The organism is Pseudomonas sp. A25(2017) (assembly GCF_002001065.1).
Taxonomy (GTDB): domain Bacteria; phylum Pseudomonadota; class Gammaproteobacteria; order Pseudomonadales; family Pseudomonadaceae; genus Aquipseudomonas; species Aquipseudomonas kilonensis.
Window position 1 is genome coordinate 1 of sequence record NZ_MUOA01000091.1, and the last position, 12,390, is coordinate 12,390.

Genomic DNA, 12,390 nt, shown 5'->3' on the forward strand with positions numbered 1-12,390 from the left:
ATCTCGGGCGCCCCGTTAACCACGATGGCCGAACGCAGGCATTGTGGAGTGGGCATCCCGGCATGGATGCCGGGATAGCCGCGCTGGGCCATGGATGGCCCTTCGCGGCGGGCCCACGGAGCAATGCCGGAGTGAGGGCACACCGAGCCTAAGCGAGGTGCCAAGTGGTGGGGCAAAAGCGCTTTGCTTACTTTCGCGCTCCGAAAGTGAGTCGCCGTAAGGGCGAAACCCTAAGCAGCCGTTACCGCAGCAACGGATATACCCCCCTACGGCTGTTGGCCCTGTCGGGCTATTACCCTTGCAGCTTGAGCTCGAAAACGGCGGCACAGCCAACATTTATGTCGCCTGGCACACCGCCTTCGCGAGCAAGCCCGCTCCCACAGGAGATCTTGCTCAGCCTTCTCTATCGCGCAGTTCTTCGATGCTGATCTCGCGCATGCGGAATTTCTGGATCTTGCCGGTGACCGTCATGGGAAATTCTTCGACGAATTTGAAATGACGCGGCGTCTTGAAGTGGGCGATGCGCTCCTTGCACCAGGTTTGCAGTTCTTGTTCGGAGGCACTGTGGCCGGGATGAAACTTGATCCAGGCGACGATTTCCTCGCCATAGCGCGAACACGGGATGCCGATCACCTGCACGTCCGCCACCGCCGGGTGAGTGAAGAAAAACTCCTCCAGCTCACGCGGGTAAATATTCTCCCCGCCGCGGATGATCATGTCCTTGTTGCGCCCGACGATGCGCACGTAGCCCTGCGCGTCCATGGTCGCCAGGTCGCCGGTGTGCATCCAGCCATCCGGGTCGATGGCATCGGTGGTGCCCTTGGGGTTGTTCCAGTAACCGAGCATCACGCTGTAGCCGCGGGTACACAACTCACCGATAGCACCACGTGGGACGATATTGCCGGCCTCATCGATAATTTTGCTTTCCAGTTGCGGCTGGGTGCGGCCGACAGTGGTCACGCGCAGTTCCAGTTCGTCGGTAGGACCGGTCTGCAATGACACCGGACTGGTCTCCGTCATGCCGTAGGCAATCTGCACTTCGGCCATGTGCATTTCATTGATGACCCGTCGCATCACCTCGATGGGGCATGTGGCCCCGGCCATGATGCCAGTGCGCAGGCTGGACACGTCGAAGTCGCCCCGCTGCGGCTGGTCCAGCAGGGCGATGAACATGGTGGGCACGCCATACAGTGCCGTGGCTTTTTCCTCGGCCACGGCCTTTAGCGTCAGCAACGGGTCGAAGGCATCGTTGGGGTAGATCATGGTGCTGCCATGGGTCATGCAGCCCAGGTTACCCATGACCATGCCGAAGCAATGGTAGAGCGGCACCGGGATCACCAGTCGATCGCCAGCCGTCAGGCCCAGGCTTTCGCCGACCATGTAACCGTTATTGAGAATGTTGTGATGACTGAGGGTCGCGCCCTTGGGGAAGCCGGTGGTGCCGGAGGTGTACTGGATATTCACCGGTTGATCGGACTGCAGGCTGGATTGGCGTTCGGCCAGTTGTGCAGGCGTCACCGCCGCACCCAGGGCGGCCAGTTGCGACCAGGGCAGGAAACCTGCCGGCGGCAGGGAGTCGAGGCTGATCACACCGCGTAAATCCGGCAAGCGTTCGCTCTGCAGGTGGCCGATCGATTGCTCCGCCAGCTCTGGTGCCAGCGTTTGCAACATGGCGTGATAATCCGAGGTCTTGAACGCCCCGGCACACACCAGCCATTGGCATCCGGATTGTTTAAGCACGTATTCGAGCTCAGAGACGCGATAGGCCGGATTGATATTGACCAGAATGACGCCGATCTTCGCACTGGCGAACTGGCTGATGCACCACTGGGCGCAATTGGGCGCCCACACGCCAAGGCGATCGCCGGTTTTCAGGCCTAGCGCCAGCAAGGCTCGGGCGTGCAGATCAACGGCCTCGGCCAGTTGTTGCCAGGTATAACGCAGCGATTGATGGCGAACCACCAACGCCTCGCCCTCGGGATAGCGCGTCACGGTCTGGTCGAAAACTTCGCCGATGGTTTGGGCCAGCAAGGCCTTGTCCTCGGAACCACGGGTGTAGCTGAGCTGCGAATGCGAACCGGGTTGATCCATGACGCCCCCTCTTGTCTTTATTAGTGGGTGTAGCGGTGGAATCTCATGCACAGATGCCTTTGGTAAAGCGATTCAAGCGCACTTACTCTGGCCCAAGTTGACGTTAACGTAAAGGCCGATTGACAGCCTCTCGTCGCAGGCTTACGTTAACGTAAAGGTGAGAACGATTCCTCCACTCTCCGCACCCGATAAAAAAGCCAAAGGTGTCCCATGAGCTACCCATCCCTGAACTTTGCCCTCGGCGAAACCATCGACATGTTGCGCGACCAGGTACAGGCCTTCGTCAAGGCCGAACTGGCGCCGCGAGCAGCGCAGATCGATATCGACAACCTGTTTCCCGCCGACATGTGGCGCAAGTTCGGCGACATGGGCCTGCTGGGCATCACCGTACCGGAAGAATACGGCGGCGCAGGCCTGGGCTACCTGGCCCACGTGGTGGCGATGGAAGAAATCAGCCGCGGTTCGGCCTCGGTCGCCCTCTCCTACGGTGCCCACTCCAACCTCTGCGTGAACCAGATCAACCGCAACGGCAATCACGAACAGAAAACCAAATACCTGCCCAAGCTGATCAGCGGCGAACACATCGGTGCCCTGGCGATGAGCGAGCCGAACGCCGGTTCCGACGTGGTCTCGATGAAACTGCGCGCCGACAAGCGTGGCGACAAGTACGTGCTCAATGGCAGCAAGACCTGGATCACCAACGGCCCCGATGCCAACACCTACGTGATCTACGCCAAGACCGACCTGGAAAAAGGCCCCCACGGCATCACCGCTTTCATCGTCGAGCGCGACTGGAAAGGCTTCAGCCGCAGCAACAAATTCGACAAGCTCGGCATGCGCGGCTCCAACACCTGCGAGCTGTTTTTCGATGACGTCGAAGTACCGGAAGAAAATATCCTCGGTGCCCTCAACGGTGGCGTGAAAGTGCTGATGAGCGGCCTCGACTACGAGCGCGTCGTGCTCTCTGGCGGCCCGACCGGGATCATGCAGGCCTGCATGGACCTGATCGTGCCCTACATCCACGACCGCAAGCAGTTCGGCCAGAGCATTGGCGAATTCCAGCTGATCCAGGGCAAGGTCGCCGACATGTACACCCAGCTCAACGCCAGCCGCGCCTACCTGTATGCCGTGGCCCAGGCCTGCGAGCGCGGCGAAACCACCCGCAAGGACGCCGCCGGGGTGATCCTCTACAGCGCCGAACGCGCCACGCAAATGGCCCTCGACGCGATCCAGATCCTCGGCGGTAATGGCTACATCAACGAATTCCCGGCCGGTCGTCTGCTGCGTGACGCCAAGCTGTACGAAATCGGTGCTGGCACCAGTGAGATTCGTCGGATGTTGATCGGCCGCGAACTGTTCAACGAAACCCGCTAACGGAGCTGACCATGGCCACACTGCACACTCAGCTCAACCCGCGCTCGCCGGAGTTCATCGCCAACCGCGATGCGATGCTCGGACACGTCGAGGCCCTGCGCACCCTGCTCGCACACATTCGCCAAGGCGGCGGTCCCAAGGCCCAGGAACGGCACACCTCGCGGGGCAAGTTGCTGCCCCGTGAACGCATCAACCGGCTGCTGGACCCGGGTTCGCCGTTTTTGGAAATCAGCCCATTGGCAGCCCACGACGTCTATGGCGAAGACGTGCCGGCGGCCGGCGTGATTGCCGGCATCGGCCGCGTGGAAGGCGTCGAATGCATGATTGTCGCCAACGATGCGACGGTCAAAGGGGGCTCCTACTACCCGCTGACGGTGAAAAAACACCTGCGTGCCCAGACCATCGCCCAGCAGAATCGCCTGCCCTGCATTTACCTGGTGGACTCCGGCGGCGCCAACCTGCCGCGCCAGGACGAGGTGTTCCCAGACCGTGAGCACTTCGGCCGGATCTTCTTCAACCAGGCCAACATGAGTGCCCAGGGCATCCCGCAGATCGCCGTGGTCATGGGTTCCTGCACCGCCGGTGGCGCCTATGTGCCGGCCATGGCGGACGAGGCGATCATGGTCCGTCAGCAGGCGACGATTTTTCTCGCCGGCCCGCCGTTGGTGAAAGCCGCCACCGGTGAGGTGGTCAGTGCCGAAGACCTGGGCGGCGCCGATGTGCACTGCAAGATCTCCGGCGTGGCCGACCATTACGCCGACAGCGACGAACATGCCCTGGCCCTGGCCCGCCGCAGCGTGGCCAACCTCAATTGGCGCAAACAGGGCGAGTTGCAGCATCGTCTGCCAATTGCCCCGCTCTACTCGGGCGAGGAGCTGTACGGCGTGGTTTCGGCCGACGCCAAGCAGCCGTTCGATGTGCGGGAAGTGATCGCGCGCCTGGTGGACGGCTCGGTGTTCGACGAATTCAAGGCGCTGTTCGGAACGACGCTGGTGTGCGGCTTCGCCCACTTGCACGGCTACCCGATCGCGATCCTGGCCAACAACGGCATTCTCTTCGCCGAAGCCGCGCAGAAAGGCGCGCACTTCATCGAACTGGCCTGCCAGCGCGGGATCCCGTTGCTGTTCCTGCAGAACATCACCGGTTTCATGGTCGGGCAGAAGTACGAAGCCGGCGGCATCGCCAAGCACGGGGCCAAACTGGTGACGGCCGTGGCCTGCGCGAAAGTGCCGAAGTTCACCGTGATCATCGGCGGCAGTTTCGGCGCGGGTAACTACGGCATGTGCGGCCGCGCCTACGACCCGCGGTTCCTGTGGATGTGGCCGAATGCGCGGATCGGCGTGATGGGCGCCGAACAGGCGGCCGGCGTGCTGGTACAGGTCAAGCGTGAACAAGCCGAACGCAGCGGCCACCCCTTCAGTGCCGAGCAGGAAGCCGAGATCAAGCAACCGATCCTCGATCAGTACGAAGAACAGGGGCACCCCTATTATTCCAGTGCCAGGCTGTGGGACGACGGCGTCATCGACCCGGCCCAGACCCGCGACGTGCTGGGCCTGGCCTTGTCCGCGTCACTGAACGCGCCTATCGAACCGAGCCGCTTCGGCGTGTTCCGGATGTAAACGGGGAATGCCCATGGATAACTTCAACACCCTCGAACTGCACACCGACCCACGGGGCGTTGCCACCTTGTGGCTCAGCCGCGAGTCGAAAAACAACGCGTTCAATGCCGAAATGATCCGCGAACTGATCCTCGCCCTGGACCACGTCAGCAGCGATCCAAGCTTGCGCTTCCTGCTGATCCGCGGTCGCGGCAAGCATTTCAGCGCCGGCGCCGACCTCGCCTGGATGCAGCAATCGGCCGAGCTCGACTACCACACCAACCTCGATGACGCCCGGGAACTGGCGGAGCTGATGTACAACCTCGCCAAGCTGAAAATTCCTACGCTGGCCGTCGTCCAGGGCGCCGCGTTCGGTGGCGCACTGGGGCTGATCAGCGCTTGTGACATGGCCATTGGCGCCGATGAAGCACAGTTCTGCCTGTCGGAAGTGCGCATTGGCCTGGCGCCGGCGGTGATCAGCCCGTTCGTGGTGCAGGCCATCGGCGAGCGTGCCGCGCGTCGTTATGCCCTGACGGCGGAGCGCTTCGACGGGCAACGTGCGAAAGAAATCGGTTTGCTGTCGGAAAGTTACCCGGCCGAGGCCCTGGATTATCAAGTCGAACAATGGATCGACAACCTGTTGCTCAACAGCCCGGCGGCCATGCGCGCCAGCAAGGAACTGCTGCGTGAAGTCGGCAACGGCGCCCTTACCCCGGCGCTGCGGCGCTACACCGAAAATGCCATCGCCCGCATCCGCGTCAGCCCGGAGGGCCAGGAAGGCCTGCGGGCGTTCCTGCAAAAGCGTGCGCCGAACTGGCAAGCCGAATCGAATAACAAGGAGCCGCGTCGATGAGCGCCCCTGCCCTCACCACGTTGCTGGTGGCCAACCGTGGCGAAATCGCCTGCCGCGTGATGCGCACCGCCAAGGCCATGGGCCTGACCACCGTTGCCGTCCACAGCGCCACCGACCGCGATGCCCGCCACAGCCGTGAAGCCGACATCCGCGTCGACCTGGGCGGCAGCAAGGCCGCCGACAGCTACCTGCAAATCGACAAGCTGATCGCCGCAGCGAAAGCCAGCGGCGCCCAAGCCATCCATCCCGGTTATGGTTTTCTGTCCGAGAACGCCGGGTTCGCCCGAGCGATAGAAAGCGCCGGGATGATCTTCCTCGGCCCACCGGCCTCGGCCATCGATGCCATGGGCAGCAAATCGGCGGCCAAGGCCTTGATGGAAACCGCCGGGGTGCCCCTGGTGCCGGGTTATCACGGCGAAGCCCAGGACCTGGAGACCTTTCGCGACGCCGCCGAGCGCATCGGCTACCCGGTATTGCTCAAAGCCACGGCCGGCGGTGGCGGCAAGGGCATGAAAGTCGTCGAGGACGTCAGCCAACTGGCCGAAGCCCTGGCCTCGGCCCAGCGTGAAGCGCAGTCCTCGTTCGGCGACTCACGGATGCTGGTGGAAAAATACCTGCTCAAACCGCGCCATGTGGAAATCCAGGTATTTGCCGACCAACACGGCAACTGCCTGTACCTCAACGAACGCGATTGCTCGATCCAGCGCCGCCACCAGAAAGTCGTGGAAGAAGCCCCCGCCCCCGGCCTGACCCCGCAACTGCGCCGGGCCATGGGTGAAGCCGCCGTGCGCGCAGCCCAGGCGATTGGTTACGTCGGGGCCGGCACCGTGGAGTTCCTGCTGGATGCGCGGGGCGAGTTTTTCTTCATGGAAATGAACACCCGGTTGCAGGTCGAGCATCCGGTCACCGAAGCGATCACCGGACTGGACCTGGTAGCCTGGCAGATCCGCGTCGCCCAAGGCGAACCCTTGCCGATCACTCAAGCGCAAGTGCCGCTGCTCGGTCACGCCATCGAAGTGCGGCTGTATGCCGAAGACCCGGTCAACGATTTCCTGCCGGCCACCGGGCGCCTGGCGTTGTATCGAGAATCGGCCGAGGGCCCAGGCCGGCGGGTCGACAGCGGGGTTGAAGAAGGCGATGACATCTCGCCGTTCTACGACCCGATGCTCGGCAAGCTGATTGCCTGGGGTGAAGACCGTGAACAGGCGCGCCTGCGGCTGTTGAGCATGCTCGACGAGTTTGCCATTGGCGGGCTGAAAACCAACATCGGGTTCCTGCGCCGAATCGTGGCTCACCCCGCCTTCGCGGCGGCAGAGCTGGACACTGGATTTATCCCACGTTACCAGGCGCAATTGCTGCCAGAGCCGGGCGAATTGGATGACGCATTCTGGTTAGCAGCCGCCCAGGGCTTCGCCTTGAGCCTGGCACCGCGCGTGCGCGGCGATGATGCCGACTCGCCCTGGGCCAGCACCACCGGGCTGCGTCTGGGGCTGCCAAGGGAGACCACCTTGCACCTGAGCTGCGAAGGCCAGGATCGCGCGCTGACGCTGGACGTTACCGCCCATTGCGCGGAACTCGAGGGCGAGCAACTGGTGATCGAGCACCACGGCCTGCGCCGCAGTCATCGGGCCATTCGCCAGGACGACAGCCTGTATCTGCAATGGGCGGGTGACCTGCACCGGATCGACCTGTACGACCCGTTGGCCGCCGCCGAGGCCAGCCACAGCCATCAAGGTGGCCTGGCCGCGCCCATGAACGGCAGTATCGTGAGGGTATTGGTGAGTGTCGGCCAGCCGGTGGAGGCCGGGGCTCAACTGGTGGTGCTGGAGGCCATGAAAATGGAGCACAGCATTCGTGCGCCCAAGGCCGGCGTGATCAAGGCGCTGTATTGCCAGGAAGGCGAAATGGTCAGCGAAGGCAGCGCCCTGGTGGCGTTCGAAGAATAGACATCGGCCCGCTCCCAGGGCCGATCCAGTCAGAACCTGATGGTGGCCTGCACCACCACACCGATGAGGCGACATTGCTCGGTGTACAGGTTTTTCGGGTAAGTCGGATTGAGCGGAACCAGGTAACGCTGCCCGCTCTCCTCGGTCAATTTGCGAAAGGTCGCGTCACTGCTGCCGGGCAAGCAGGCAACCACCAGTTTGCCTGGCACCGCCTCGACGGCCGGATCCACCAGGATCGACATGCCCTCGGGAATGCTCAAGCCGCTGGGTGCGGTCATCGCGTCGCCCACCACCACCAGCCAGAACGCGGCCCCCAGGGCGTGGTAGTCCGTCAGTTCGTAGCGCGCCGGGCTGTAGGCGCCAGGATCGCCTTCGCGAACCTCGCCAACCTCGCGCCATTCACTGACCGGGTAGCGGAAGTACGGGTTGTACTTCTGCGCCAGGGTCATGCCTTCGTCCGTGGAGGTGTCCGGCTCGCGAATCACCATCGCCACTTCCAGAAACTCCAGCCCCAATTCCCGCAGGACCCGGTTCATGTCATCGACACTGGGTTGCCGGCGCCTGGTCAGCCAATGGCCGACGCCGCCCTGGGACATTCCCAACCGTTCTGCGAGCACCACTTGCGTGATGCGCAGCTCCTTCATCTTGGCCTTGACCAACTCTATCCATTTATCCATGTGCGGCACGATACGTGGATGACTCCGACCATTCAAAACACAAATTGTAGTATTTAAATTATCGTCACAATTACGATAAGTACTATTCTGGATTCAGGAGTTCAGCCCCACACACGGAGATTTTCCTCACCATGGATACACCCAACAAAGACCAGCCCAGCAGCCCTTTCGACAGCACGTTCCCTTCCTTTCAGGATTGCCCGGCGGCCAAACGCGCCCTCGACTACTACTTGAAACCAAGTGTTTCCCAGGCACAGTCAGAACATCGCTTCTTCGACGTCAACCACAGCGTCAGCGCAGAAGAAGCCCTTGTTCACGCCTGCGACCTGCTGCGCTGTGCAGCGGCGACCGCCCACGAGTCTGCCAACCAGTTGAACGGCTCGAGCCGTGACCTGGCATTTTCGGTGGTGCACATGATTGATCTGGTCAAGGTGATGCTTGACCGATCCCTGGATGGCTACCCGACTCGCTAGGGGTAACGCTTGGGAATGTCGCCGCGAACGCGGACGACGAGAAAAATTTTCCAATCGGTGCGATAAAACCATTTGACTTGCAAATGATAATGATTATTATTGCATCAGCTGGTCGCGAGATCAGTCGATAGATCAGAAGACCTTAGGTCGGACTTCTGGAATATCTCCTCATCAGGCTAATCACGGTTTTTGACCCGGCTTTTTGCCGGGTCTTTTTTTTTGCCGATTTTTCGGCTTATGGCTTCAGGCTAATGAAGTCTTTTGGGTGCTGCCAATTCGGTGGCGGCGATGATAGCAAATGAATATCCGTTTGCAAGAGACGCCCCGCCACACAGGCGAAAACTATCGACAACCAGCGCTTGAGAATCAATTGCAGACTCTCTAAGCTGGCTCGGCGTCCAGGGAGGACGCCCCCTCGTTTACGTGACGTAAATCGTCTCGGTTCCCCCGTCTTGCGTGTACAGTAATGGCCATGAAAATCCTCTCCAGGAATCGTGACCGTGGCTAAATCTTCCTTTGATATCAGTGCCAATTTCGACAGCGGCAACATCGAGGTCGTCGACATCAGCAACCCGTTGCAGTCGTTGCTCAAGATCAGGCCCGACACCCGCAGCGCCCATTTCCAGTGGTTCCACTTCAAGGCCAGCGGCCTGCACGTCGGCCAGGAGTATTCCTTTCGGCTGCTCAACGCCAGTCAATCGTCTTACAACAAGGCCTGGACGGGCTACCAGGCCGTTGCCTCCTACGATCACGTCAACTGGTTCCGCGTTCCGACCCAATTTGAAGGCGACGCCCTGCGCTTTTATCTGGAGACCGAACAGACCAACGCCTGGTTCGCCTACTTCGAACCCTACAGTCGCGGCCGACATGATTGGCTGATCGAGCAAGCGCAACACAAGGCCGGCACCGAACTATTGGCCGTCGGTAAAAGCGTGGAAGGCCGTGACATTCAACTGCTGCGCAAGGGCAGCGGTGCCGAAGGCCGGCGCAAAGTCTGGATCATCGCCCAGCAGCATCCCGGCGAGCACATGGCCGAGTGGTTCATGGAGGGCGTGATCGAACGCCTCCAGCAGCATGACGATGCGCAACTGAACCAGTTGCTCGCCAAGGCCGATCTGTACCTGGTGCCGAACATGAACCCGGACGGCGCGTTCCACGGGCATCTGCGGACCAACGCCATGGGCCAGGACCTCAACCGCGCCTGGCAGAACGCCAGTCCGGAAATCAGCCCCGAGGTGTTTTTCGTCCAGCAGCAAATGGAAAAGTACGGCGTCGATCTGTTCCTCGATGCTCACGGCGATGAGGAAATCCCCCACGTCTTCACCGCCGGTTGCGAAGGCAACCCGGGCTACACGCCACGCATTGCCGAACTTGAAGAGCGCTTTCGCAGCCATCTCAAGCATCAGACCAAAGACTTCCAGACTGCTTACGGCTACACCCGCGACGAACCGGGCCAGGCCAACATGACCCTGGCCTGTAACGCGGTCGGCCAGAAGTATGACTGCCTGTCCCTGACCCTGGAAATGCCGTTCAAGGACCACAACGATCACCCGAACCCAATCACCGGCTGGTCTGGCAAACGCTCGATGCAACTGGGCAAGGATGTGTTGAGCACCATCGAGGCCATGGTTGACGAATTGCGCTGATCCAATGACCTGATCATGTCCCTCGCCACAGGCTTCATCAGCCTTTGCCGCGCAACATACTGTCCAACACCTCATCCCGGCGCACCCACGCGTGAAACAGCGCCGCCGCCAGATGCACCAGCACCGTCACGAACAACAGGTAAGCCAGGTACCCGTGGGCCTTGCGCAGCAGTGCGAACGTCTGGGCGTGGGCTGGCAGAATCGACGGCAGTTGCAACGAGTCGCCGAGCATCACCGGGTCCCCCGCCGCCGAAATCATGCCCCAGCCCAACAGCGGCAGGACCAGCATCAGGGCGTACAACAGCACATGCGAGGCGTTTGCCGCCAGCACTTGCCAGGCCGGTAGATCGGCCGGCAGCGGCGGTTGGCGGGTAGTAAAACGCACCACCAGGCGCACGATCACCAACAGCAAAATCGCGATCCCCAATGGCTTGTGCAACTGCAGCAGCCATTCATGGCGTTCGGACACCGAGGCGACCATGCCTGCGCCGATGAACAGCATGGCGATGATCATCACTGCCATCAGCCAGTGCAGCAGCCGGGCCAGCGGTGCAAAGTGACGAGGGGCGCTCATGGGCGGGACTCCTGTTTGGCGGGCAACTGGCTCACTTCGCTGGTACGTCGCAGGTAGGAACTGGCATAGGCGGCGGAACGCGCAACCAATAGCGGGTCTTCGGAACCTTCGATCCCTTGGGGCAGGATCAGCGGGTCATAGTTGATGTCGCGGCATTCGCCGTTGTCCTGCGCCTGGGTGCGCTCAAGCACCAACGTGCCGGCATTGAGTACCTTGCGGTCGGCGGGCCAGGCCTTGCTGGCATCGTTCACCGGGTCACCCGGGTTGGCCAGGGTGATGTTCAACTGCCAGCGCAACGGCCCGGCGGCGAGACGCTTGGCCAAGTCTTGCTCGAGGAAGTCGCCCCCCTGGGGTGGCGTCGCATCCGCAGCATCCTGGCTCATCGGCACCACACCCCAGCGCACCGCCTGGCGCTGCCCGGCGGGGTTGACCAGATAAAACGCGTTGATGCCGTTGTAGGTTTCGGTGGCATAGCTGGCCGACGGCTTGGCGGTCTTGATCCATTGCAGGAACGGCACCGCTTCGGGGTGCGCGGCAAAGAACGCCGGTACGGCCGCAGGGTTCGGTTTTCCTGTGGCAGGGTCCGGCGACTGGGCTTGCTGGAGTTGGTAGAAGGCTTCGGGCGTGCCCACCGGAAACACCGGCATGCTGTTCATGCCGGTACGCCATTGCTGGCCGTTGGCCTGGGTAAAGCGCAGTGCCAGGCTGCGAATCGGCACACTGCCGTCCGGTGCATAGGGGTTGCCGCTGGGCAAGGCGAAACGCCCAACCACTGGCGTTTGCGGCTGCGAGAACACTTGGGCGCTGGAATAGGCGCTGGCCTCGCCCGTGCTTTGGAAATAGCCCGCGACGCAGACACCTTTTGAGTGGTTGCGTCGAAAGCCCGGGTGAACGCCGTTATTTTTTTCCAGCACATTGACCAATGCCTGCGGTGTCAGGCGCTGTGGGTCGAGGCGGCCATTGACGTAGGCAAACGCCCCGGCCAGCGCGGCCACAATCACCGCGATGCCGCTCAGGCGCAATGTCAGGCCGGCGGCACTCAAGGGTGGCCGGCTCGACGAGGGTGAAGGATCAACCATGAGAAAGCTCCAGGGCTCGGGGCCATTTGTTGGAAAGGACCCGTCAGACGAAGGCGTGACAGGTTTATTCCCACGCCTC

Annotated in this window: 10 protein-coding genes; 6 read left to right on the top strand and 4 right to left on the bottom strand. The window is 61.8% G+C overall.

All coding sequences use genetic code 11. The features are described from left to right. Positions 1-393: 393 nt before the first annotated feature. Entirely contained in the window at positions 394-2,091 is a 1,698-nt protein-coding gene (locus tag B0E42_RS24070; protein WP_077507907.1) for an AMP-binding protein, read from the bottom strand. Between the two features lie 210 nt (positions 2,092-2,301). Between B0E42_RS24070 and B0E42_RS24075 the strand changes: the two genes are divergently transcribed. Genes B0E42_RS24075 through B0E42_RS24090 form a run of 4 tightly spaced genes read left to right on the top strand, consistent with a single transcriptional unit; the run spans position 2,302 to position 7,862 of the window. After that, positions 2,302-3,465 carry an isovaleryl-CoA dehydrogenase gene (locus B0E42_RS24075; RefSeq protein WP_013692666.1) on the top strand — a complete coding sequence of 388 codons (1,164 nt, stop codon included), beginning with the start codon at positions 2,302-2,304 and terminating at the stop codon, positions 3,463-3,465. Positions 3,466-3,476: 11 nt separating this feature from the next. Further along, on the top strand, positions 3,477-5,084 hold the full coding sequence (locus B0E42_RS24080) for a carboxyl transferase domain-containing protein (protein WP_077507910.1): 1,608 nt from the start codon (positions 3,477-3,479) through the stop codon (positions 5,082-5,084). A gap of 13 nt (positions 5,085-5,097) precedes the next feature. After that, the gene (locus B0E42_RS24085) at positions 5,098-5,916 is read left to right on the top strand and encodes a gamma-carboxygeranoyl-CoA hydratase (RefSeq protein ID WP_018602285.1); all 819 of its coding nucleotides are present in this window, start codon (positions 5,098-5,100) and stop codon (positions 5,914-5,916) included. Then, on the top strand, positions 5,913-7,862 hold the full coding sequence (locus B0E42_RS24090) for an acetyl/propionyl/methylcrotonyl-CoA carboxylase subunit alpha (protein ID WP_077507913.1): 1,950 nt from the start codon (positions 5,913-5,915) through the stop codon (positions 7,860-7,862). Before B0E42_RS24085 ends, B0E42_RS24090 begins: the two co-directional genes overlap by 4 nt. A gap of 29 nt (positions 7,863-7,891) precedes the next feature. On the opposite strand, the gene B0E42_RS24095 is transcribed toward B0E42_RS24090, so the two are convergent. Next, entirely contained in the window at positions 7,892-8,539 is a 648-nt protein-coding gene (locus B0E42_RS24095; protein WP_077507916.1) for a LexA family transcriptional regulator, read from the bottom strand. Positions 8,540-8,670: 131 nt separating this feature from the next. On the opposite strand from B0E42_RS24095, the gene B0E42_RS24100 reads away from it, so the two are divergent. Both B0E42_RS24100 and B0E42_RS24105 read left to right on the top strand, forming a co-directional pair. Beyond that, complete coding sequence (locus B0E42_RS24100; protein ID WP_018602291.1) at positions 8,671-9,012, top strand: DUF6124 family protein; 342 nt, start codon at positions 8,671-8,673, stop codon at positions 9,010-9,012. A 494-nt stretch (positions 9,013-9,506) separates the two neighbouring features. Then, positions 9,507-10,658 (top strand): M14-type cytosolic carboxypeptidase, encoded by a 1,152-nt coding sequence (locus B0E42_RS24105; RefSeq protein WP_077507919.1) that lies wholly within the window; start codon positions 9,507-9,509, stop codon positions 10,656-10,658. 37 nt (positions 10,659-10,695) lie between these two features. Here the strand turns inward: B0E42_RS24105 and B0E42_RS24110 are convergent, their stop codons facing one another. Both B0E42_RS24110 and B0E42_RS24115 read right to left on the bottom strand, forming a co-directional pair. Continuing rightward, positions 10,696-11,232: a cytochrome b gene (locus B0E42_RS24110; RefSeq protein ID WP_003199979.1), complete on the bottom strand. Its 537-nt coding sequence runs from the start codon at positions 11,230-11,232 to the stop codon at positions 10,696-10,698. Next, positions 11,229-12,311, bottom strand: coding sequence for a catalase family peroxidase (locus tag B0E42_RS24115; protein WP_077507922.1), 1,083 nt, complete (start codon positions 12,309-12,311; stop codon positions 11,229-11,231). Before B0E42_RS24115 ends, B0E42_RS24110 begins: the two co-directional genes overlap by 4 nt. Between the last annotated feature and the right edge of the window lie 79 nt (positions 12,312-12,390).